General features: G+C 59.4%; 18 protein-coding genes. 6 read left to right on the forward strand and 12 right to left on the reverse strand.

Features of this window, described 5'->3' with window-relative positions; genetic code table 11:
• Position 1: 1 nt before the first annotated feature.
• On the reverse strand, positions 2–745 hold the full coding sequence (cmoA, locus tag LLY24_RS11450) for a carboxy-S-adenosyl-L-methionine synthase CmoA (RefSeq protein ID WP_259036431.1): 744 nt from the start codon (positions 743–745) through the stop codon (positions 2–4).
• A gap of 102 nt (positions 746–847) precedes the next feature.
• Here cmoA and pgi point away from each other — a divergent pair, with 102 nt between their 5' ends.
• From pgi to serB, 4 genes are all read left to right on the forward strand, one after another.
• Complete coding sequence (pgi, locus tag LLY24_RS11455; RefSeq protein ID WP_259036432.1) at positions 848–2,554, forward strand: glucose-6-phosphate isomerase; 1,707 nt, start codon at positions 848–850, stop codon at positions 2,552–2,554.
• A 142-nt stretch (positions 2,555–2,696) separates the two neighbouring features.
• A complete protein-coding gene (parE, locus tag LLY24_RS11460; RefSeq protein WP_259036433.1) occupies positions 2,697–4,592 on the forward strand; it encodes a DNA topoisomerase IV subunit B in 1,896 nt (631 codons plus the stop codon).
• 6 nt (positions 4,593–4,598) lie between these two features.
• Positions 4,599–6,860: a DNA topoisomerase IV subunit A gene (parC, locus tag LLY24_RS11465; RefSeq protein WP_259036434.1), complete on the forward strand. Its 2,262-nt coding sequence runs from the start codon at positions 4,599–4,601 to the stop codon at positions 6,858–6,860.
• 2 nt (positions 6,861–6,862) lie between these two features.
• Positions 6,863–7,777, forward strand: coding sequence for a phosphoserine phosphatase SerB (gene serB / locus LLY24_RS11470; protein ID WP_259036435.1), 915 nt, complete (start codon positions 6,863–6,865; stop codon positions 7,775–7,777).
• A gap of 122 nt (positions 7,778–7,899) precedes the next feature.
• Here the strand turns inward: serB and LLY24_RS11475 are convergent, their stop codons facing one another.
• The 6 genes from LLY24_RS11475 to LLY24_RS11500 are packed head-to-tail and all read right to left on the reverse strand — an operon-like array spanning position 7,900 to position 13,785.
• On the reverse strand, positions 7,900–8,286 hold the full coding sequence (locus tag LLY24_RS11475) for a Na+/H+ antiporter subunit G (protein ID WP_259036436.1): 387 nt from the start codon (positions 8,284–8,286) through the stop codon (positions 7,900–7,902).
• Positions 8,287–8,344: 58 nt separating this feature from the next.
• Positions 8,345–8,614, reverse strand: coding sequence for a K+/H+ antiporter subunit F (locus tag LLY24_RS11480; protein WP_259036437.1), 270 nt, complete (start codon positions 8,612–8,614; stop codon positions 8,345–8,347).
• Positions 8,608–9,105, reverse strand: coding sequence for a Na+/H+ antiporter subunit E (locus LLY24_RS11485; RefSeq protein ID WP_259036438.1), 498 nt, complete (start codon positions 9,103–9,105; stop codon positions 8,608–8,610). Before LLY24_RS11485 ends, LLY24_RS11480 begins: the two co-directional genes overlap by 7 nt.
• Positions 9,102–10,613, reverse strand: coding sequence for a monovalent cation/H+ antiporter subunit D (locus tag LLY24_RS11490; RefSeq protein ID WP_259036439.1), 1,512 nt, complete (start codon positions 10,611–10,613; stop codon positions 9,102–9,104). The genes LLY24_RS11485 and LLY24_RS11490 overlap by 4 nt, the downstream gene beginning before the upstream one ends.
• The gene (locus LLY24_RS11495; RefSeq protein ID WP_259036440.1) at positions 10,610–10,948 is read right to left on the reverse strand and encodes a Na+/H+ antiporter subunit C; all 339 of its coding nucleotides are present in this window, start codon (positions 10,946–10,948) and stop codon (positions 10,610–10,612) included. The genes LLY24_RS11490 and LLY24_RS11495 overlap by 4 nt, the downstream gene beginning before the upstream one ends.
• Entirely contained in the window at positions 10,948–13,785 is a 2,838-nt protein-coding gene (locus LLY24_RS11500; protein WP_259036441.1) for a monovalent cation/H+ antiporter subunit A, read from the reverse strand. Before LLY24_RS11500 ends, LLY24_RS11495 begins: the two co-directional genes overlap by 1 nt.
• A gap of 229 nt (positions 13,786–14,014) precedes the next feature.
• On the opposite strand from LLY24_RS11500, the gene LLY24_RS11505 reads away from it, so the two are divergent.
• Positions 14,015–14,902 (forward strand): ion transporter, encoded by an 888-nt coding sequence (locus LLY24_RS11505; RefSeq protein ID WP_259036442.1) that lies wholly within the window; start codon positions 14,015–14,017, stop codon positions 14,900–14,902.
• A gap of 181 nt (positions 14,903–15,083) precedes the next feature.
• Here the strand turns inward: LLY24_RS11505 and LLY24_RS11510 are convergent, their stop codons facing one another.
• The 4 genes from LLY24_RS11510 to LLY24_RS11525 all read right to left on the reverse strand — a co-directional run bounded on the left by LLY24_RS11510 (position 15,084) and on the right by LLY24_RS11525 (position 20,065).
• On the reverse strand, positions 15,084–16,256 hold the full coding sequence (locus tag LLY24_RS11510) for a sialidase family protein (RefSeq protein WP_259036443.1): 1,173 nt from the start codon (positions 16,254–16,256) through the stop codon (positions 15,084–15,086).
• A 9-nt stretch (positions 16,257–16,265) separates the two neighbouring features.
• Positions 16,266–17,780, reverse strand: coding sequence for a tripartite tricarboxylate transporter permease (locus LLY24_RS11515; protein ID WP_259036444.1), 1,515 nt, complete (start codon positions 17,778–17,780; stop codon positions 16,266–16,268).
• A gap of 10 nt (positions 17,781–17,790) precedes the next feature.
• On the reverse strand, positions 17,791–19,053 hold the full coding sequence (locus LLY24_RS11520) for a tripartite tricarboxylate transporter TctB family protein (RefSeq protein ID WP_259036445.1): 1,263 nt from the start codon (positions 19,051–19,053) through the stop codon (positions 17,791–17,793).
• A 67-nt stretch (positions 19,054–19,120) separates the two neighbouring features.
• Positions 19,121–20,065 (reverse strand): Bug family tripartite tricarboxylate transporter substrate binding protein, encoded by a 945-nt coding sequence (locus tag LLY24_RS11525; protein ID WP_259036446.1) that lies wholly within the window; start codon positions 20,063–20,065, stop codon positions 19,121–19,123.
• A gap of 415 nt (positions 20,066–20,480) precedes the next feature.
• Between LLY24_RS11525 and LLY24_RS11530 the strand changes: the two genes are divergently transcribed.
• Complete coding sequence (locus tag LLY24_RS11530; RefSeq protein WP_259036447.1) at positions 20,481–21,149, forward strand: SDR family oxidoreductase; 669 nt, start codon at positions 20,481–20,483, stop codon at positions 21,147–21,149.
• A gap of 118 nt (positions 21,150–21,267) precedes the next feature.
• On the opposite strand, the gene LLY24_RS11535 is transcribed toward LLY24_RS11530, so the two are convergent.
• Positions 21,268–22,041, reverse strand: coding sequence for an HpcH/HpaI aldolase family protein (locus LLY24_RS11535; protein ID WP_259036448.1), 774 nt, complete (start codon positions 22,039–22,041; stop codon positions 21,268–21,270).
• Positions 22,042–22,058 lie beyond the last annotated feature (17 nt).

Consider the following 22,058-nt stretch of genomic DNA (forward strand, 5'->3'; position numbering starts at 1 on the left):
GTCAGGCCTCCTTGAACGCGATCAGCGAGGCGAAGTTGAGGTACTGGAACCAGGTCAGCGAGCGGGTGAAGCCGGCTCGTTTCAGGCGCGCGTGGTGGGTCTCCAGGGTATCGGGAACCAGCACGTTCTCCAAGGCGTTGCGCTTTTGGCTGATTTCCAGATCGCTATAGCCATTGGCGCGCTTGAAGTCGTGGTAGCGCTCCACCCGCCAGGCGTTGTCGCGCTCGTCGATGTCGACGGTCTTCTCCGAGAGAATCAGCACGCCGCCGGGCTCGAGTGCGGCATAAAGCTTGGCCAGCAGGGCGTCGCGATCCTCGGGGGGCAAGAATTGCAGGGTGAAGTTGAGGATGATCATGCCCGAAGGCGCGTAGTCGAGGGTGCGAATATCGGCTTCATCGACCTGCAAGGCGTGATCGGGGCACTCGGCGGCGAAGGTTTGACGCGCGCGCTCGACCATCGCCGGAGAGAGATCCACGCCGGTATAGCGAAAGGCATCGGCAGGTAGCGCGCCCGCAAGCGCGAGCCCCGCAGCCCCCAAGGAGCAGCCGAGATCATAAACGTGGCCGCCATGACGCAGGTGGCGCTGGGCGATTAGGCCGAACATGCCGAGGATCTGACCGTAGCCGGGCACCGAGCGGCGAATCATGTCGGGAAAGCAGGCCACGACGTTTTCGTCGAAGGAGAAGCGCGCCACGCGGTCCAGGGGTGTCGAAAAGATGGCGTCACGGTAAGATGCATCACTCATGGGGAAAGCCGGGGGTCATGAAAGAAGGGGGGATAGTTTACGCCCCCCGAAATGACCCGAACAGCCCCGGATCAAATGGATCGTCGCCACTGGAGAAGGCACATGGCATCAGCATCACGCGCGACCCCCGAAACGCTGCCCGCGTGGCAAACGCTCAAGCATCACGCTGAGACGTTGAAGCGCATTCACCTAAAGAACCTCTTTGGTAACGAGCCGGGGCGGTTTTCGCGCTTCACCCACCGGGGGGCGGGGCTTACGCTGGACCTTTCCAAGCAGCGCTGGGACGACGATACCCTTGAGCACCTGCTGGCGCTGGCATTCGAGGCCAAAGTGCCCGAGGCGATCGAGGCGCTGATGAGCGGCAAGCGGGTCAACACCAGCGAGAACCGCCCGGCGCTGCACACCGCGCTACGTTTGCCGCCCTCTGCCGAGCTTCACGTCGAGGGCGAAGAGGTGGTCGGCGCGGTGCACGAAAGCCTGGCGCAAATGCAGGTATTGGTCGAGCGGCTGCACGCTGGGCAGTGGCGGGGTGCCACCGGCAAGCCGATCCAGCACGTGGTCAACCTAGGCGTTGGCGGCTCCGACCTGGGGCCCTTGATGGTCACCCATGCCCTTGCCGACTACCGTCCGCGTAACATTCACCCGGTCGAGGTCCACTTTGCCTCCACCATGGATGGCTCGCAGCTGGCGGACTATCTGGCCCGCTTCAACCCCGAAGTTACCCTCTTCGTGCTGTCGTCGAAGTCCTTTACCACCATCGACACGCTCTCCAACGCCGAGACCGCCCGCGAGTGGCTGCTCTCCCGCTTGGCCGGTCATGCCAGTGCGCCGGTAAGCAAGGCGCTGATCGAGCGTCAGCACTTCATCGGCGTGTCGGCTTGCCCCGAAAAAATGAGCGAGTGGGGCATCGCCCCCGAACACCAGTTGCGCTTTTGGGAGTGGGTCGGCGGGCGCTACTCGATGTGGGGCACCATTGGTTTGCCGATTGCGCTGGTGGTGGGTATGACGCACTTTCGCGCGCTGCTGCAAGGCGCCCACGCCATGGATCGCCACTTCGCCGAGGCGCCGCTAGAGCAAAACTTGCCGACCCTGCTGGCGCTGGCGGGCATCTGGAACGTCAACTTTCTTGATATCCGCGCCCACTCGATTCTGCCCTACGATGGACGGCTCGAGTACTTCGCCGCCTATCTCGAACAGCTGGAGATGGAGTCCAACGGCAAGTCGGTGACACGCCAGGGCCAAGCGGTGAACTACTCCACCTGCCCTGTACTCTGGGGGCAGCTGGGCCCCAATGCCCAGCACGCGTTCTACCAGCTTTTGCACCAAGGCACTCAGCCGGTGGTGTGCGACTTCATAGCGCCGCTTACGCGCTACGACGAGGTCGAGGAGCGCGATACCCGGCGCCACCTCAAGGCCCAGCACCGCTTGACGCTGGCCAACTGCTTTGCTCAGTCGCGGGTGCTGATGCTGGGCGACGACGCCATCGACGACGACGGCCCGCGCCCCGAGCACAAACGCTATCGCGGTAACCAGCCCTCGACCACGCTGCTGCTGGACAAGCTCACGCCGGAAACCCTCGGCGCGCTGGTGGCGCTTTACGAGCACAAGGTGTATGTCCAGGCAGTGATTTGGGACATCAACCCCTTCGACCAGTGGGGCGTTGAACTCGGCAAGCAGATCGCCACCCAAACCCAGCGCCTGCTCGAAGGCGAAGGCGAGCTCGACCGCGTCGATGCCTCCACCCGCGGGCTGATCGAGGCCTTTCAAGCTGCCGAACGCGAGGCCGAGGCGCCAAGCAGGGACGTCTAACATCGCCATGGCGACAAGGAGATAGGCGAAAAGGTCTGGCTGGATATACAGCTTTTCGCTATCCTGTTCCCTTTTCAAGCGCTGCCGGGGAGCCTTATGGCCGCCCGGCGGTGCGTTTCATTCTTCAGGAATCCGACGCGACATGACCCAGTTCGATGCCTCTCATTACGGCGCGAGTTCCATTGAAGTCCTCTCCGGGCTTGAGCCGGTGCGCAAGCGTCCCGGCATGTACACCGATACCACCCGACCCAACCACTTGGCCCAAGAGGTCATCGATAACAGTGTCGACGAGGCGCTGGCTGGGCACGCTACGGCGATCAAGGTGGTGCTCAACGCCGATGGCGCGGTCGAGGTCGAGGACAACGGTCGAGGCATGCCCATCGATATCCACCCCGAGCATGGCGTCTCCGGGGTCGAACTGATCCTTACCAAGCTGCACGCCGGGGGTAAGTTCTCGTCGTCGAGCTACCGCTTCTCGGGCGGTTTGCACGGGGTGGGCGTTTCGGTGGTCAACGCGCTCTCCCGGCGGCTAGAGGTCGAGGTCACCCGCGACGGCGCTCGCCACGCCATTGCTTTCGAGCACGGCGAAAAGGCGCAAGAGCTTACCGAGATCGGCAAAGCCGCCAAGCGCGCTACCGGCACCTTGGTGCGCTTCTGGCCCGATGAGAGCTACTTCGACAGCCCGCGCATCGCCATCGGGCGGTTGAAGCATCTGCTGCGCGCCAAGGCGGTTCTCTGCCCCGGCCTTGCCGTTACCCTGGTCGAGACCGACGGCACGACGACCACCTGGGCCTACGCCGATGGCCTGCGCGACTATCTGGCCGAGGCCACCGACGGCTACGAAGTGCTGCCAAGCGCTCCTTTCGTTGGTCATTTCAACGACGACGAACACGGCGTCGACTGGGCGATCCAGTGGTTGCCCGAAGGCGGCGAGGCGCTGTTGGAGAGCTACGTCAACTTGATTCCCACGCCTCAGGGCGGTACGCACGTCAACGGCTTTCGCTCGGGGCTTTTGGAGGCGCTGCGCGAATTCTGCGAGTTTCGTAGCCTCTTGCCGCGCGGCATCAAACTCACCGCCGAAGATCTCTGGGAGCGCGCCTCCTTCGTCCTCTCGGTGAAGATGCTCGACCCGCAGTTTGCCGGGCAAACCAAAGAGCGCCTCTCCTCGCGCACCATCGCTGGTTTCGTCTCCAACGTGGTCAAGGACGCCTTTTCGCTGTGGCTCAACCACCACGTGGATCAAGCCGAACAGCTGGCAGAGCTGGTCATCAGCGCCGCCCAACGGCGTCAAAAGAAAGCCAAGAAGGTGGCGCGCAAGAAGGTCACCGCAGGCCCCGCGCTTCCCGGCAAGCTTGCCGACTGCTCGGGCCAGGATCCGGCGCAGAGCGAGCTGTTCTTGGTCGAGGGGGACTCGGCCGGTGGCAGCGCCAAGCAGGCGCGCAACCGCGAAACCCAGGCGATCCTGCCGCTGCGCGGTAAGATTCTCAACACCTGGGAGGTCGAGACCCACGATATCTACGGCTCTCAGGAAGTGCACGACATCGCCGTGGCGATCGGTGCCGACCCCGGCAGCGCCGACCTCGACAAGCTGCGCTACCACAAGATCTGCATTCTTGCCGACGCCGACTCCGACGGCCTGCATATCGCCACGCTTTTGTGTGCGCTGTTCACCCGCCACTTTCCCGCCCTGGTCGACGCTGGCCACGTCTTCGTTGCCATGCCGCCGCTTTATCGCATCGATCTCGGCAAAGAGGTGCACTACGCCCTCGACGAGAGTGAGAAAGCGGCGATCTTGAAGCAGTTGGCGGGTAAACGTGGCACGCCTAACGTTCAGCGCTTCAAGGGCCTGGGAGAGATGAGCCCGCTGCAGCTGCGCGAAACCACCATGGCGGTGGAGACCCGGCGCCTAGTGCAGCTGACCCTCGAAGAGGGCGATGGCACGCTCGAGATGATGGACATGCTGCTGGCGAAAAAGCGTGCGGGAGACCGCAAGAAGTGGCTCGAAGACTACGGCAATCTCGCGGATATTGAGGTGTAATTTCCCATGACCATGGATATCAAGGTGGCGGAGGGCGACGTCGAACGTCTCTCCCTGCGCGACTATACCGAAAAGGCCTACCTCGACTACTCGATGTACGTCATTCTCGACCGCGCGCTGCCGCACATTGGCGACGGCATGAAGCCGGTACAGCGGCGCATCGTCTACGCCATGCGCGAGCTTGCGCTGCACGCCAACGCCAAATACAAGAAATCGGCGCGTACCGTCGGTGACGTGCTGGGTAAGTTCCACCCTCACGGCGATAGCGCCTGCTACGAAGCCATGGTACTGATGGCCCAGCCGTTCAGCTACCGCTATCCGCTAGTGGATGGCCAGGGTAACTGGGGTAGCCCTGACGATCCCAAATCCTTCGCTGCCATGCGCTATACCGAATCCAAACTCTCGCGCTTTGCCGAGGTGCTGCTGGCCGAGCTTGGTCAAGGTACGGTGGACTGGACGCCGAACTTCGATGGCACCATGCAAGAGCCCGTGGTGCTGCCCGCGCGCTTGCCTCACGTACTGCTCAACGGCGGTACCGGCATCGCCGTGGGCATGGCTACCGACATTCCGCCGCATAACGTGACCGAGGTGGTCGAGGCGACCTGTCATCTGCTGCGCAACCCCAAGGCGACGACGACGGATCTGCTTGAGTTCTTGCCAGGGCCGGATTTTCCCACGGCGGCCGAAATCATCACCCCGCGCAGCGATCTCAAAAAGCTCTACGAGGCCGGGCGCGGCTCGGTGAAGCTGCGCGCACGCTTCGAGCGCGAAGACGCCAATATCGTCATCACCGCGCTGCCTTATCAGGTCAGCGGTGCCAAGGTGTTGGAGCAGATTGCCGCGCAAATGCAGGCCAAGAAGCTGCCCATGGTGGCCGATCTGCGCGACGAGTCGACCCACGAAGAGCCAACGCGCCTGGTCATCGAGCCGCGCTCGAGCCGGGTGGACGTCGAATCGCTCATGGCGCATCTGTTTGCCACCACCGATTTGGAAAAGAACGTTCGCGTCAATATGAATGTGATCGGCCTCGATGGTCGCCCACGGGTGATGCCGCTGCCCGAGCTTCTCGGCGAGTGGCTCGCGTTTCGTCGCGCCACCGTACGACGGCGCCTCGAGCACCGTTTGGGCAAGGTCGAAGATCGCCTGCATATCCTCGAAGGGCTGCTGGCCGCCTACCTCAACATCGACGAGGTGATCCGCATCATCCGCGAGGAGGACGAGCCCAAACCTGCGTTGATGAACGCGTTTGGCCTCACCGAGCGCCAGGCCGATGCAATTTTAGAGCTGCGCCTGCGCCATCTCGCCAAGCTCGAAGAGATGAAGATTCGCGGCGAGCAGGACGAGCTCGAAGCCGAGCGCAAGCGCCTACAAGGGCTACTTGGCAGCGAAGCCAAGCTGACCACGCTGATCGAGAAAGATATTCGCGCGGCAGGTAAGGAGCATGGCGACGGGCGCCGCTCGCCCATCGTCGAGCGCGAAGAGGCGCGTGCGCTCTCCGAAGTCGAGCTCTTAGGCGCCGACCCAATCACCGTGGTGCTCTCCGAGAAGGGGTGGATTCGCGCCGCCAAGGGCCACGATATCGACCCTGAAGGGCTCTCCTACAAGGCAGGCGACCGTTTCCAGCTGGCTACGCGCGGTAAGACCAACCAGCCGCTGGTACTGCTCGACGATACCGGACGCGCCTATACGCTCGCGGCGCATAACCTGCCCAGCGCCCGTGGCCAGGGCGAGCCGGTCACCGGGCGCGTCAATGTCACCGCCGGGGCGCAAATGGCCGGGCTGCTGCTGGCGCCCCCCAGCCGACGTTATCTTCTGGCCTCCGACGGCGGCTACGGTTTCGTTGCCACGCTGGAGGCGCTGACCGGCAAGAACAAGGCGGGCAAAGCGGTGCTTTCGGTGCCCAAAGGCTGCAACGTCATGGCGCCGCTGGAAGTGCCCGATGGCGCCCAAAGCGACGCGCTCTGGGTGGCGACGGTCTCCAACGAGGGGCGGCTTCTGCTCTTTGCCCTGGCGCAGCTGCCGGAAATGTCCAAGGGCAAAGGCAACAAGATGCTCGATATTCCCGGCGCGCGGGCGGCCAGGCGCGAGGAGTTCATGCGCGACATGGCCATCGTCAGCGCTGAAGGCACGCTCATCGTTCACTCGGGCAAGCGCAAACTCACCCTCAAGGCCGACGATCTAGCGTATTATCGCGGCGAGCGCGGGCGGCGGGGTAGCAAGCTGCCGCGCGGTTTCCAAAAAGTAGACCGTTTAGAAGCAGGGGAGTAGGCATGGCACGTAGCGAGAAACGCCTGACCGTACTGGCGCCACGTTTGACGCCGACGATCGAATCCGAACTGGCCGCGCTCAAGGCGCGCTTCGCGCTTGTCGAGCGCGGCGCCACCCCGCTTGCCGAAACGGCAAAGGGCGCTGCTTTCGACGTCGTGAGGTACATCGTCGAGGGTGACGACACACAGTGGGAAGCGCTGCGTCACGCCGCACTCGTGGTCGGTGAAAGCCACGCGGTGGATATCGTCGTGCACCCAGCACCTTCGCAGCCGTTCAAGCTCGTCTGCTTCGATATGGATTCGACCCTGATTCAGGCCGAGGTGATCGACGAGTTGGCCAAGCGCCACGGCGTGGGCGAGGCGGTCGCCGAGGTCACCGAGCGCGCCATGCGCGGCGAGCTCGATTTCAAGGCAAGCTTTCGCGAGCGGATGGGCAAGCTCGCCGGGCTCGATGAAGCGGTACTCGAAAGCATTGCTGTCGAGCTTCCGCTAATGGAGGGCGCCGAGCGGCTGCTGAAGAACCTGAAGCGCTTGGGCTACCGCACCGTAATTCTCTCCGGCGGCTTCACCTATTTTGCTGACTTCCTCCAGCGCAAGCTCGGCTTCGATGAAGTGCATGCCAACGAGCTCGTGATCAGCGAAGGTAAGGTGACCGGCGATACGCGCGCCCCTATCGTCGATGCCGAGCGCAAGGCCGCGCTGCTCGCCGAGATCGCTCGTCGCGAAGGCTTCGCGCTTGCGCAAACCGTCGCCGTAGGCGATGGCGCCAACGATCTAAAAATGCTTGCTCAGGCGGGAATGGGCGTGGCGTTTCGAGCCAAGCCGCTGGTACGGGCCGAAGCGCGCCAAGCGCTCTCAAGCGTAGGGCTCGATGGGCTTCTCTACTTGCTTGGTCACAGTGAGGCCGATCTCGATTGATCTTCGGGGGCCAATGTCCCTGATCAACAAACGATACCCCAATGCAAAAGCGGCGCTCGATGCGCCGCTTTTGCGTTTATACCGCTGATGTCTATCTAGCTATCTATCCCTCTATCATCTAGCTAGCCGTGGCCCTTGTCGGGGTGAGCGACGGGTTTTTGGCCAACCTCCTCGTCGCGCAACTCCACGGGCTGGCCTTGGGTTTTCTGTACGTGCTTCAAGCGCAAGTGCAAACCGGTCTTGGCCAAGAGGTGGGCGCTGACAGGCGCGGTAATGAAGAGAAACAGCGTAATCAGCAGCTCCTGGATGTCGATATGGCCCTCGACACCCCAGAAGTAGCCCATGGAGGCGACCAGCATACAGCCGATGCCCAGGGTCGAAGCCTTGGTAGGGCCGTGCAGGCGCATGTAGAAATCGCGCAGGTGGGCCATCCCCAGTGAGCCGATGAAAACGAAAACGCCGCCGGTGACCAGCAGCAGCGAGACTAAAGCTTCTACGATCAAAGGCATGCAGCGACCTCCTGAGGTGAGAGGGCAGGATTGAGAAACAGCAAACAACGATAACGGCTCATTCGATGATGTCCCCCCGCAGAATGTACTTGCACACGGCCACCGTGCTGATGAAGCCAAGCATGGCGATGAGTAGCGCCGACTCGAAGTAGGTTTTGCTGTTGAGCCACAGCCCCAGCAGCACGATCAAGGCGATGGAGTTGACGTACATGGTATCCAGCGCCAGCACGCGGTCGGGCAAGTCAGGCCCTACGGTGAGGCGGAACAGGTTCATCAATAGCGCCATGACCACCAGCGCCAGGGTGATGACGAGAGCGACGCTTAGCATTCGTAGATCTCCTTGATGGGACGCTCGTAGCGCTCGCGGATCTGCTCGATCAGCGCCTGCTCGTCGTCGACGTCCAGGGCGTGGATCAACAGCGTCTTGCCGTCCAAGCGCAGGTTTGCCGACACCGTGCCGGGCGTAAGGCTGATGGTGCTGGCAAGCAGCGTGATGGTGAAACGCTCCTCCAGCATCAGCGGGTACTCGATGAAGTGCGGTGACATCTTCCGCCAGGGATTGATGACGAGGTAGGCGACCTCGAAGTTGGCGACGAAGATGTCCTTGAGTACGCGCAGAATGAAGCGCAGCAGCACCAGCGGCTTCTTGATCCGCAGGCGCGTATCCCAGAAGCGGTAGGTCAACAGTGGAATGGCAATGGCCAGCACGCCGCCGAGCAAGAACTGCCCCGGCGCGTAGCTGCGCGACATCAACAGCCAAACCGCGAGCAGCAGCAGTGAAAGAACGGGGGTGGGGAGCCAGGAACGCGGCGCAATCATGGGGCCTCTCCTGCGTCGGGCAGTAGCGTTTGGATCAAGTCCTGGGGGGCGCTGAGCTGCGCTGCCGTAGCTTGGGTGTAGCTACTGATGGGCCCGGCAAAGATCACCATCAGGGGGGCGGCGCTGAGTAGCCATACCACGCCGAACCACTGGCGTTTGGGCAGCACCTTACCGCTGATGCTGCCGCGATGGCTACGCCAGAACATCGTCGTACCCGCGCGGGAGAGGGCAATCAGTGAAGCCAGGCTCGCCAGCAGCAAAATCGGCCATAGCCATAGCCGCTCGGCGCCTTCGGCGGCGTTGAGTACCAGCGCCTTACCCAACGCACCCGAGAACGGCGGCACACCGGCCACGGCAATGGCACCCACGAACAGCGCAAGCGAGAGCGCCTTGCCCTGCACCAAGGGGCGCCCCTTGACCAGGCGAGTGCCCGCCTTGCCGCGCTGCGCGCCAATCATGTCGGCCAGAAGGAAAAGCCCACCGGTGATCAGCGTGGTGTGAATGAGATAGTAGAGCAGTGCGGACGTTGCCTGCGCGCTGCGCATACCCACGCCGACCAGCAGCGTTCCCACCGAGAGCAGCACCAGATAGGCAATCAGCAGGCGCAGGTCGCGCGCGGCGAGAATCCCCACACCGGAAGCCACGAGAGTGGCGAGCCCGAGCCACCAGACCCAGCCCTGCTCCAGCGCCGCCAACGGCCCGGCGCCGTCGCCGAAGATCAGCAGGTAAACGCGCAAAATGGCGTAGATGCCCACCTTGGTCATGATCGCAAAGAGAGCGGCCACGGGCGCCGGGGCGGCAGAGTAGGCGCGCGGTAGCCAGAAATAGAGCGGCAAAATGGCCGCCTTCAAGCCAAAGACCACCAGCAGCATGAGGCCACCGGCAGTCACCAGTCCTTGGCGCTCGGCGGGAAGCTCGGCAACGCGCAGCGCCATATCGGCCATGTTCAGCGTACCGGTGGCGCCATACAAAATGCCCACCGCGATCAGAAATAGCGATGAACCCGCCAGGTTAAGCACCACGTAGTGTACGCCCGCTTGAATGCGCGCCTTGCCGCCGCCGTGCAGCAGCAGGGCGTAGGAGGCGAGCAGCAGCACCTCGAAGAAGACGAAAAGGTTGAACAGGTCACCGGTCAAAAAGGCGCCGTTGATGCCTAAAAGCTGCCACTGAAAAAGCCCGTGGAAGTTGCTGCCTTTTTCGTCGTCACCGGCGCAGGCAAACACCACCGCGCCGAGGGCGAGCAATGAGGTGATCAGAAGCATCAGCGCCGAAAGACGATCGAGCACCAAAACGATCCCAAAGGGCGGCTGCCAGTCGCCCAGGGCGTAGTAGAGCACGTCGCCGCTGCTGGCTTGGCGCACCAGCAAAACGGCGACCACGACCAGAAGCGCCGTGGCGGCAACGCCTAAAGCGCGCTTGAAGCCAATTAGGCCCTGGCGCTGGTAGAGCAACAAAATGCCCGCCACCAGCGGCAAGACGATGGGGAAGATGATCAGGTGTTGCATCATTCGCGGTCTTCCTTCTTACCGTCGACGTGGTCGTTGCCTACTTCGCTGCGTGCGCGCATGGCCAGAATGACCACGAAGGCGGTCATGGCAAAGCCAATCACGATGGCGGTGAGTACCAGCGCCTGAGGAAGTGGATCGGCGTAGTGGCCCTCACCGTTGCCATGCACCACGGTTGCGCCGTCGGTGGTGAGCCCGCCCATGGAGAACAAAAACAGGTTCACCGCGTAGGAGAGCAGCGTGAGTCCCACGACGACCGGGAAGGTGCGCCCACGTAGGATGAGATAGAGACCACAGGTGCTGAGCACGCCGGTGGTGATCGAGTAGAGCATTTCCATTAGCTGGGCTCCTTGGTCGCCGAAGTGGTGTCGTCCTCGTCTTCGTCGTTCTTCTCGTCGCTGACCGGCCGGTGCGGCGTGGTCACCTTGCCCAGGTTGGCAAGGATCATCAGCGTGGCGCCCACCACGGCAAGATAAACGCCGAGATCGAACAGCAGCGCCGTGGCGAGCTCGAATTTGCCCACTATCGGGAGGCTAAAGTAGCTAAACGCCGAGGTCAGGAAGGGGTAGCCAAACAGCCAACTGCCAAGGCCGGTGAGCGTGGCCACGGCGACTCCCACGACGGCCACCGGCTGGAAGGGGAAGTTGAGCCGCTGTTGGGCCCACTCGACCCCGCGTGACATATACAGCAGGATCAGCGCCACCGCCGTGATCAAGCCTGCGATGAAGCCGCCGCCCGGTTCGTTGTGACCGCGCAGGAAGATGAACACCGACACCAGCAGCGCCAACGGCAGCAGTGCCAGCGAAATGGAGGTGAGAATCGCCGGGTAACGGTCGGGCGACCAAACGCGGCCCTCGCCGTCGCTGTGCGGCATGAATAGACGTAGGCGATTCAAGAGCTTGAAGATGGCAAGCCCTGCCAGCGCCAGCACGGTGATCTCGCCTAGGGTATCGAAGCCACGGAAGTCGACCAGGATGACGTTGACCACGTTATGGCCACCACCGCCCGGAATGCTGTTGGCCATGAAGAAGCTCGAGATCGACGCCGTATCCCGCGTGAGCACGGCGTAGTTGAGGCTGGCGATCACCGCCCCCAGCGCACTGGCCAGGAACACATCACGCACGTTGCGCTTGGGGCTCGACTCCGGCGGTGTCTTCTGCGGCAAAAAGAACAGCGCCAGCATCAGCAAAATCATGGTGACGACCTCGACCGAGAGCTGGGTCAAGGCAAGATCGGGCGCCGAGAAGCGGGCGAAGGTCAGGGCCACGAAAAGCCCCACCACCGACAGCATCAACAGCGAAATCAAACGAAAGCGGTGAGTGACGGCGGTGCCGACGCCGCCAAAGATCAGCATGGCAGCCCCCAAGAGCACTACGCCATCGATGGGCTGGTTACCCAGTGATCCTGTCAGTTCGCTGATTTGGGCAAGCCCTATGCCGCCCATCAGCAGCGTGGCTAGAAGCAGCCAGCCAACATAGCGTTGTAGCGAGTTACCGTCCCACGCGGCCATCAACGTTTCGGCGCCGTAGCCGAGCTTGGCAAGCAGGCGATCAAAGCCACGAATGGCGTCGACGCTGCCAAACGTTTGGGTAAAACGGCGCAGCTCGGCATGGCGCCAGTAGAGCGCGATACCCACCACGAACGCCACGATACTCATCACCAGCGGCAGGTTGAAGCCATGCCATAGGGCCAAATGGAAATCGAGCGGGGCGCCAAGCACCGCCTGGGTGGCGAGATCGAGCAGGCCGCTTGCCACAAGCCCCGGAAAAAGACCGACGACGATACACAGCGCCACCAGCAGCTCGACCGGAAAGCGCATCAGGTGCGGCGGCTCGTGGGGCGTTTTGGGCGGTGCCTCGCGAGCGGGCTTGAAGAAGACCGCGTGCACCAAGCGCACCGAGTAGGCCACCGAGAGAATACCGCCCACCGCCGCCAAGATCGGCAGCAGTGCGCTCATGCCACCGAGCACCGGAGTGGCCAGCGTTTCGGTAAAGAACATCTCCTTGGAGAGAAAGCCGTTGAACAGCGGCACGCCCGCCATGGCGGCCGCTGCCAACGTGCTCAGTACGGCGGTAACCGGCATGGTTTTGCGCAGTGCGCCGAGCTGCTTGAGCTCGCGCGTGCCCGTTTCGTGGTCGATGATCCCCGCGCTCATGAACAGCGCCGCCTTGAAGGTGGCGTGGTTGAGAATATGGAATAGCGCGGCCAGTACGGCCATGGGGCTGCCGATACCCAGCAGTACGGTAATCAAGCCCAGATGACTCACCGTAGAGAAGGCCAGAATGCCTTTGAGATCGGTCTTGAAGAGGGCGAACCAGGCACCGTAAAGCAGCGTCACCGTACCGATCAGCGAGACCACCACGCTCCACAGCTCGCTACCGGCGATGGCCGGGTGCAGCCGCGCCATGAGAAAGATACCTGCCTTGACCATGGTGGCGGAGTGCAGATACGCCGATACCGGCGTAGGCGCGGCCATGGCGTGGGGCAGCCAGAAGTGGAAAGGGAACTGTGCCGACTTGGTGAACGCACCCAGTAGCACCAGTACCAGCATGATCGGATAGCGCGGGTCGGCCACGATCTGACTACCGCGCGCGAGCACGTCGTCCATACGGAAGCTGCCCGCCATGTCGCCCAGCAGCAGCAGGCCCGCCAGCAGTGCAAGCCCTCCCGCGCCTGTCACGGTCAGCGCCATTCGCGCGCCTTTACGGGCGTCGTTGCGGTGCGACCAGAAGCCGATCAGCAGAAACGACGATAGACTGGTCAACTCCCAGAATAGCCACAACAGAATCAGGTTGTCGGACATGGCGATGCCCACCATCGATGCCATGAACAGCATCAGGTAGGCGTAGAAGCGGCCCACAGGCTCCTCTTCGGCAAGGTAGAAGTGTGCATAGAGAAGCACCAGTAACCCAATGCCGAGAATCAGCAGGTTGAACAGCAGCGTCAGGCCGTCCAGGCGAAAAGCGAGCTCGAGCCCTAGTTCGGGCATCCAGGCGGCGGCAAAACGCAGCGTGGCGCCATCGAGCAGGTCCGGCACCTGCATCAGTGTCAGCAGTAGGGCGGCCGCAGGAATCACCGCCGTGGCAAACGAGCACAGGGCGCGTCTACGTTGGGCGGTCAACAGCGGTGCCAACACCCCAAGCAACGGCAGTAGGGCTATCCAAGGCAGTATCATAGGCTCATCCAGCGCGGTGTCATACGAACAGTGTCATACGAACGGTTTCATCCAAAAAGTGTCATCCAGACGACGCCCGGCCGCATGCCGTCACGTGGCCGGGGCGAAGTCAATGCTAAGAAAGTCTATTTCAAGCGAAACAGTAGGATACCACCTGTCGGGCAGGTGTGTAGTTTTGGTATAAAGAGCGCCATACTCCCGACCTCACTTGTTAGAGATCCCTGCGTGCATGACTGAGCCCTTCAACACCTGGCAGGCGCGATTCGAACGTCTGCGTAGCAACAAGATTTTCGAGATGATCGTCATCGCCATCATCGTGGTGTCGGCGCTGGTCATCGGCGCGCGCACCTACGATGAGGTCAGCCGCTTCGAGCAGTGGCTTGGCTATCTGGATATCGGCGTGACGCTGTTCTTCCTCGTCGAAATACTGATTCGCATGGCGGCAGAACGCAAGTTCATTGATTTCTTCAAGAAGGGCTGGAATGTCTTCGACTTTCTGATCGTCACGGCGAGCCTCATCCCCATGGATGAGTCGGAAATGGTGCTGTTGGCGCGGCTTCTGCGCATCTTCCGGGTGCTGCGCCTGGTATCGATGATTCCCGAGCTGCAAATGCTGCTCGCCGCGTTAGTGAAATCGATCCCCCGCATGGGCTACGTGGCGCTTTTGATGTTCATCATCTTCTACATCTACGCGGCCATCGGAAGCTTTTTATTCCATACCGTCGATGAACAGCTATGGGGCAATATCGCCCTCGCCATGCTTACGCTTTTTCAGGTAGCCACGTTCGAGAGCTGGGCTACGGCAGTGCTGTATCCCACCATGGAGCAGTTCCCCTACGCCTGGATATACTTTCTCACTTTCATCTTCCTCAACGCCTTCGTGTTTTTGAACATGATGATCGGCATCGTGCTGGACGTCATGCAAAAGGAGAGTGCCGCACTCGAACGTGAGCATGGCGAAGGTGAGGAGGTCGAACTTCAAGCGTTACGCCACGACGTCGGTGAGCTCAAAGCGCAGCTCGATCGCATGGAGAAAGTGCTCACAGGACGCGCCAACGCTGAGCCGCCTTCAGCGCATCAGGCTGAGGCGAGCGTTGACAAGCCTGCACCAAAATGATCTTATTTGTGAGAACGAGAAGCGCTTCTAGTTACTGATATCGAACGTTAGTTGATGCAACATGCAACACGCCCTCTGCTCTTTACGGCAGAGGGCGTTTTTCTTGTGGGGAACCCTTAGCGGTATCACCTTCACAAAAAAGCCCCGCATTAGACGGGGCAGAAGCTTGAGGAAGAAGCGGCTAGTTGTATGCCCATGTTTCTCTTACGCGAACGTACTTGATGCGTTGGCGAAAGTAGGTAAAAGCGATGTGCAGCTTCCCATCCTGACCCTGAATGATGGTGGGATAGGAGTATTCTCGATTTTTCTTGTCAACGGAGTTATTGGTCATGCAGTAGCCATCGCCGATTTCGAGGTCGCGCCGGATGGGCCAACTTCGACCACCGTCGGTCGAGATGGCTAGTGTCATGGGAGCGCGCGGTGCGCCCCAGAAGGCTGATTTATCAGCTTTGCTCGTTTGATCGACCAACTCACCGTGATCTTCAGAGTCCTCGATATCGTCATAAAGCGATGTGCGTCGCTCAGCGTTCGGGTCGGCTCGCCGATGATTGTAGACTAACGCCAAATGCCCGTTGTCCAGGCAGGTGAACTGGATAGATGAGTTGTTGTTAGGAAGCTCGGTTGGCTCCGGCTCACTCCAGTGAATTGCATCTTTTGAGCGGCTCAAATAAATGTTGTCTGCCCAGCGACTACGATAGAGCGCGATAAAAGATCCGTCCTTGAGGGCCTGGATGTTCATGTGCACACAGCCAACGCTTTTGGGCACATCGTGCTGATGCCAGCTACGGCCGGCATCCTTCGAAACCATCACCGCGCTGATGTCGTCGTTGCCTGTCCAGCGTTCGCCCTCGGCTACGCGGCATAAAAATATCGGCAATACCCAGTTGCCGTCGGGCGTGAAAACGGGCGGCTGGCGGATGAAAATCCCTGGCATTTCGAATAGATCTTTCGTTTTGCTCCAGGTTTCGCCGCCGTCATGGGAGATACGGTGGCGAATGATGGCAGTATTTTGATGACCGGATAATTGAGCGGTATAGAGAAGCCAGAGTGCACCATCGGGCGCAGTAAACAGAACGGGATTTTGCTCCGAGCGGGTGGTGTCATCAGACAGCTTGACCGGATTACTCCATTGTGTGCCGCCTTTTTTTAACCGAGCGACGTGAATCGATATATCCGGTACCCCCTCTTGAGTGCCGCCGAACCAGGCGCATAGCAGGTCACCATTGTCGATTTCGTGGAGAAAAGCGGCGTGATTTTGTAGGCAGGGTGTCGGCAGGTACGCTTCCTGACGGCTGCCGTCGATTACGGCGGTGTGCAGTTGACCTACCTTGGGCCTGTCAATAACTTCGCTCATAGTGTGTCCTTAATGTTGTTCAGCAGTACTGGTTGTGGAGTCTGGCCGACGGCGAAAGCGGCGAAAGCCATAGCGCAGCAGCGGCCAGTAAAGTGGCAGTAGGGCGATAGCCCAGATGATGGCGCTGATGGGCGTGATAAAATCGAGGTAGTTGCCGCGGGTGATCAAGAGGCCTCGAGCGATCTCGTTTTCGATGATTGGTCCAAGCGTCATGCCGATGACGATGGGTGCTCGAGGTACGCCAGCTTTGGCAAGGTAGTAGCCAAATACGCCAACACCGAGCATCACCAAAATATCCCAAGGGTTGTTGCGTAGCGCATAGGCTCCGATGATGCAGATCAGAAGAATGATCGGCAGTAGAATGCTCTCCTTGACCTGAAGGGCTCGCGAGAAAAGCTTTGCGCCAGGCAGGCCAATCAGTAACACAATAAAATTAACAATGACGGTTGTAGCGAAGAACTGATAAACCAGTGGTGCATGGTCACGCATCAGCAGTGGTCCCGGCTGCAATCCGTGAATCATGAAGCTGCCGATGATCACTGCGGTAACTGCCCCACCCGGAAGCCCTAGCGTTAGAAGCGGGATGAGCGCGCCCACACCGGAGGCGCTGTTGGCGGTTTCCGAGCAGGCAATGCCTTCGGGTTCTCCTGACCCGAAGCGCTCACGGTATTTGGATATATTACGTCCCTGGCTATAAGAAATCAGCGAAGCAACGTCCGCGCCGGCACCGGGGATTGCGCCTACAATGGTGCCGATACCGGTTGAGCGCAATTGGGCCGGGATTAGGCGGCGTAATAGCGGCCAAGACGGCATGACCTTTGAAACCTGAACGATGGGTTGGCTTCGGTGAGAGATGCGTTCGAAACGTTGCATGATCTCGGGAATAGCAAATAGGCCGATAATCACTGCAATGAACGGAATGCCTCCCATCAGATAGGGAATGTCCTGTGTAAAGCGTGGCTGGCCATTGATCTCGTCCAGACCAACTGTTGCGAGAAAGAGTCCAATCAGGCAGGCAATCGCCCCCTTAAGAAATGATCCGCCGGAGAGTGAGGCGACGGCCATTAGTGCAAGCACCGCGATGGCGCAGTATTCGCGAGGGCCGAGTGAAAGCGCGAATTGAGAAATTGGATAGGCGAGCAATATCAGCAGGAGTGACGCCAGCACTCCGCCGATGAAGGACGATATGGTGCTCAGACCGAGTGCCAGTCCCGCTTGGCCCTTACGCCCCATTGGATAGCCGTCGAACACCGTAGTGACAGCCATGGCCGAACCGGGAATACCGATTACCGTAGCTGGAATTGAGCCGCCAAAGACGGCACCGATATAGATACCCAGCAAGCAGCTGATACCGGTGAAAGGATCGAACACAAACGTTAACGGGCTGGCGATGGCCACACCCAGTGAAGGCGAAATGCCTGGCATGGCGCCCACCACGATACCGATAGCGACCGCGCCGACCAACAGTAACAGTAGTAGTGGATCCAGAAGGGATGCAAACCCCTGTAGCAATAGCTCGAACATACCGGGCTCCTTACCAGACCGATCCTAAGGGGAGAGGAATACTGAACACGTGGTAAAAAAGCATATAAGTGCTCACTGCAATGGCTGCGTTGATCGCGACGACTCTTAAAAGCCCAGCCAGGCTTAGTTCAGCGCGCAGCAGCGCCATGATCAACGAGGAGACCAGAATAGAGGTGGTAATGAAGCCTACGATGTTCATTAAAAAGGGGAATAGTGCGATTGCTGCCAACGTGATAGGAATTGCATAGGCACGTCCGTGGGCTGGCCTTGCCTTAACCGTTACACCTTGTCTGCCTTGTGTTGCGAGTGCTTGTAGTAGTTTTTGTGCTTCTTCACCGTCGGTGTTGAGCCAGGGAACCTGTACATGCTTTAGCTGCGCCGTGAAGGTCGAGGCTTGAGCGGCATCCCGTAACCGCCCGGCGTGCGCTTGACGAACACCTTCTCCCTGGTGCATGGGCGTGAACAGGGCCGCCCACTCGCCATAGATTAGTCCGCCATCTTCGGCGTCGTTGCCATCGAAGGTTTTTTCTACCGTGATAACGCCCGTCTGTAAAAACTCCTCGAGCTCAGAGCGGGCTGCAAGTGCGGCGTCCACGCGGCCCTCGGTCAGGGCGCTGTGCAAGGCCTTCATGTTCATGGCTTGCCAGTGTTTGGCTTCCGGAATACAACCGTTGGTGCCGCGTAACTTTTCCAGAAAGACGGTATCTTCGAGTAGTTCGTCGTAACCGATCGAAAGCGTTTCTCGAGGGGTGTTAGCCGCCTCGCTGCGCACTGCTAGAATGAAAGCATCGAAGTAGAGCAGGCTCAGCGGTGCAAAACCCTGTAAATGTTCTTGAGCGGCGAGCTCTGCATTGGTTTGGGTTGCTCGCGAGGAAGCGGCTAGCAGTGAGGTATCTGGATGGCTACGCTTGGTGACGCTCAAAGCAGAGAAGTGACCGAGCCCGGTATGGCTCGATAGTGTCATCCGCGGACCTGGCTGCGCGTCGAGGGCTTGTATTAGTACTTTGAATGTCGTGTCATCTTCGGAGCCTTCGGAAAAATTAGCAAAGACCTTGTGTCGCTGATCAAACAAGAGCTTGGTTAGTGCCACCAGTGTGCAGGTGAGTAAAACCACTAATACGATGGTGGGTATAAACCCCGGACCAATGGTCCGACGCATCTCTAAAGGCATGCTGAGTGCTTGAATCAGAAAGAAGCTACCCGCCAGTAGCAGCAGGACCAGAGTCCAGAATTCGATGGTTTTTAGCCGGTATCTAAGGGTTTGGTACTTCATTGAGCGCTATCCCTATAAAGTGAGGGAGCATTCGAGTCGTTGTCGAGCGCTCCCCCTGGGTCTTGATTTATTGCTTTAGTAGATCGGCAGCGGCAGCAAATGCGTCGTTTTGTCGAGCCAGCCATTGCTTGAAGTCGTCGCCGGTTCGCAATTGAACGTTGAAGCCAATACGGTTCATTCGCTCGTTGAATGTTTCGTCCTCTGCGATATGTGTGCAGGCATCGACCAAATAGTTTTCAACTTCTTCGGGTAGATTTGCTGGTGCGCCAATAGCGCGGAATAGCCCAATATCAAGCGGATAACCCTCTTCGGCAGAGGTGGGTACATTTGGCAGGCTCTGGGAGCGTTCCTCGCTGAAGAAGGCCAGCATGCGAATCTGATCTGCCTGAACCTGCGAATAAGCTTCTGCATCCGATACCACGGCACCATCCACATGCCCACCGATGACGGCGGTGATCGCATCACCCGAGCCTGAGTAGGGAATGAGCGTTGGGTCGGTGTCGGTGACATTTCCAGCCGAAAGCGCGATTAGCTCGCCAATGGAGGTATAGCCAAGCGCAAGCCGGTCTGGATCCTCTTGGGCGATAGCCACCCAGTCTGCCAGGGTCTCGATTTCGCTATCGGCGCTGACCACGATACCTACCGGTTCGGCGGACAGCAGGCAGATGGGCGTGAAGTCGTCGATGCTGGCGGGAAAGCCGTTGATGATATGTGGATTACCCACTAGTGAGCTATTGATCATGGCGATGTTATAGCCATCCGGACGTGCCGAAGAGGCTGCGTGAAAGCCTACCGCTCCGCTGCCGCCGGTTCGGTTCACCGGAAGTACGTCCACGCCTGCATATTCTGATAGTGACTGGGAAAAAGCGCGTCCTACTAAGTCGTTACCACCACCCTGGCCAAAGGGAATGATCAGTTCTATGGCTCTGTCTGGGTAATCGGCCATAGCCGCTGCCGGTGCAATCAACGCCGTGGCGACAAGTATTCCAAAGGAGCTGTGTAGTGCTGTCATGTGAGTCTCCGATTTTCTTGTTATCGGTGAGGGGTGAAAGCGTGATAGCCGTTTATGAATCTCTGTTCATGGGTGCTTATGCTAACTATAAAATGATCGAAATGATCAGTCGGTGCATTTGCACTTTTGTACGATATACCAAAGTAGATGATACAAAAGGCTATGTTTTTTTATTAAATTATTGATTTTATGTTTTTTTATGTCTTGTGTGTTTTTTCTTGCTACCATTGTTAGGTTCTCTATAAGTAAATTAGCATGCTCATTAAATAAAATATTATTTGCATCGATCATTATTTTTGATCAAATCAGTCTTTGTTGTTTGATGCAGTACTTAAAGTCAATGCTGACTTGGCGCAATAACGTTGTGCTAGCGGTGTCTGGCGCCATGCTAAGAAATCAAGAAGGAGGATGGTCAATGCATGCATTAGTGACGGGGTGCAGTTCTGGCATCGGCTTAGAGATATGCCGTTATCTTTTGGAGCAAGGTTTCGAAGTTACTGGGTTATCACGTCGTGAACCACCGATTAAAAGTGAGTGGTTCCACTGGATGAGCGTTGACCTAGGGGCGCTGGCAACGACGCCTCTTGATCTTGAGGCGAGTGACTTTGATGCCTTTGTGCATGCTGCTGGCGTTATGCACACGGGCGATATCAATGCTTACGAACATGCGCTCACCGAACAGATGTGGCGGCTTCACGTCGATGCACCTGCATTGCTTTTAAAGAAGCTTTTGGGTGACGACGCTCCATTGAAACGAATCATACTCATAGGTAGCCGGACCCAGCAGGGAGCACTGGGTAAATGCGCCTACGCTGCCTCAAAAGCTGCACAGCAAGGGTTAGTGCGCTCTTGGGCTATGGAGCTTGTGTCTCAACAAATCACCGTTAATTTGATAGCGCCGGGCGCAACGCGCACCCCAATGCTGGAAGACCCCAATAGGGCTGGCGTGGCACCGAAGCTTCCTCCAATGGGGCGCTTTATCGAGCCTGAGGAGATCGCTGCTAGCGTAGGCTTTTTGCTCAGTGATAATGCTCGTTCTATTACCGGACAGACGCTAACGGTCTGTGCAGGGGCGTCGCTTTGAGAAAAACGAAGAGCCTTATATTGCTTACTTTGACGCGCACCAAAGCCTCCTGCTAGCGAGCTAATTGAAACCAAAAGCCCCGCATTGAGCGGGGCCGTTAGGGGCTCCGCCAATTTGTTTATCGCTGCGCTGCCTTCAAATGTGCGGCAGCGGCGGCGTCTAGGTGGTTCAGGTCAGAGGAGACGGTGGCGAAGGTGAACCCTTCGGCCAAGCGGGCGTTGGCGATATCGCCTGCCATGGTATGAATGCCAGCTGCGATACCGGCGCTAGCACAGGCCTTATGAACACGGGCCAGAGCGCGCTCGAACACCTCTTTCTTAGCCGGATCGGCGGCGGTTTCACCGCCCAGTGCCAGCATCAGATCGGCGGGGCCGACATAGATACCGTCGACGCCGTCGAGCGCTGCGATCTCATCGATGCACTCGAGCGCGCTTACGGTTTCGATCATGATGATGCAGGCGATTTCATCGTTCATATCGGCGCTGCGCGGGCCCGAACGCAGCCCCGCGCGCATGGGGCCATAGCTGCGATTGCCTGCGGGCGCGTAACGGCAGAACGCTACTGCACGGCGGGCATCGTCGACCGATTCGATCATCGGTACGATCACACCTTGCGCTCCCGCGTCCAGCGCCATGCCGATCAAGTGGCCATCGTTCGAGGCGACGCGCACTAGCCCCGCACAGCGATTGCCCCCGAGTGCCGCGCCTGCATCGATGGCGATCAACCCATTGAGCAGAGCATGCGGATCGTGAAAGCCGTGTTGGGCATCGAAACAGACATAGTCCCAGCCGTGGCGGGCCACGCGCTCTTGAACGGCGGGTACCGGCAGCTGCGTCCAATAGCCCAGGATGCGCTCTCGATTACGCAGGCGTTGAGCAAAATCTCGCTTCATCTTCTTTCCTCTAAATA

It is taken from the genome of Halomonas dongshanensis (assembly GCF_024790395.1).
Classification (GTDB): domain Bacteria; phylum Pseudomonadota; class Gammaproteobacteria; order Pseudomonadales; family Halomonadaceae; genus Vreelandella; species Vreelandella dongshanensis.

Bases quoted from the DNA above. Each gene is read 5' to 3' on its own strand.
- cmoA (WP_259036431.1), bottom strand. From the start codon at position 745: ATGAGTGATGCATCTTACCGTGACGCCATCTTTTCGACACCCCTGGAC.
- pgi (WP_259036432.1), top strand. From the start codon at position 848: ATGGCATCAGCATCACGCGCGACCCCCGAAACGCTGCCCGCGTGGCAA.
- parE (WP_259036433.1), top strand. From the start codon at position 2,697: ATGACCCAGTTCGATGCCTCTCATTACGGCGCGAGTTCCATTGAAGTC.
- parC (WP_259036434.1), top strand. From the start codon at position 4,599: ATGACCATGGATATCAAGGTGGCGGAGGGCGACGTCGAACGTCTCTCC.
- serB (WP_259036435.1), top strand. From the start codon at position 6,863: ATGGCACGTAGCGAGAAACGCCTGACCGTACTGGCGCCACGTTTGACG.
- LLY24_RS11475 (WP_259036436.1), bottom strand. From the start codon at position 8,286: ATGCCTTTGATCGTAGAAGCTTTAGTCTCGCTGCTGCTGGTCACCGGC.
- LLY24_RS11480 (WP_259036437.1), bottom strand. From the start codon at position 8,614: ATGCTAAGCGTCGCTCTCGTCATCACCCTGGCGCTGGTGGTCATGGCG.
- LLY24_RS11485 (WP_259036438.1), bottom strand. From the start codon at position 9,105: ATGATTGCGCCGCGTTCCTGGCTCCCCACCCCCGTTCTTTCACTGCTG.
- LLY24_RS11490 (WP_259036439.1), bottom strand. From the start codon at position 10,613: ATGATGCAACACCTGATCATCTTCCCCATCGTCTTGCCGCTGGTGGCG.
- LLY24_RS11495 (WP_259036440.1), bottom strand. From the start codon at position 10,948: ATGGAAATGCTCTACTCGATCACCACCGGCGTGCTCAGCACCTGTGGT.
- LLY24_RS11500 (WP_259036441.1), bottom strand. From the start codon at position 13,785: ATGATACTGCCTTGGATAGCCCTACTGCCGTTGCTTGGGGTGTTGGCA.
- LLY24_RS11505 (WP_259036442.1), top strand. From the start codon at position 14,015: ATGACTGAGCCCTTCAACACCTGGCAGGCGCGATTCGAACGTCTGCGT.
- LLY24_RS11510 (WP_259036443.1), bottom strand. From the start codon at position 16,256: ATGAGCGAAGTTATTGACAGGCCCAAGGTAGGTCAACTGCACACCGCC.
- LLY24_RS11515 (WP_259036444.1), bottom strand. From the start codon at position 17,780: ATGTTCGAGCTATTGCTACAGGGGTTTGCATCCCTTCTGGATCCACTA.
- LLY24_RS11520 (WP_259036445.1), bottom strand. From the start codon at position 19,053: ATGAAGTACCAAACCCTTAGATACCGGCTAAAAACCATCGAATTCTGG.
- LLY24_RS11525 (WP_259036446.1), bottom strand. From the start codon at position 20,065: ATGACAGCACTACACAGCTCCTTTGGAATACTTGTCGCCACGGCGTTG.
- LLY24_RS11530 (WP_259036447.1), top strand. From the start codon at position 20,481: ATGCATGCATTAGTGACGGGGTGCAGTTCTGGCATCGGCTTAGAGATA.
- LLY24_RS11535 (WP_259036448.1), bottom strand. From the start codon at position 22,041: ATGAAGCGAGATTTTGCTCAACGCCTGCGTAATCGAGAGCGCATCCTG.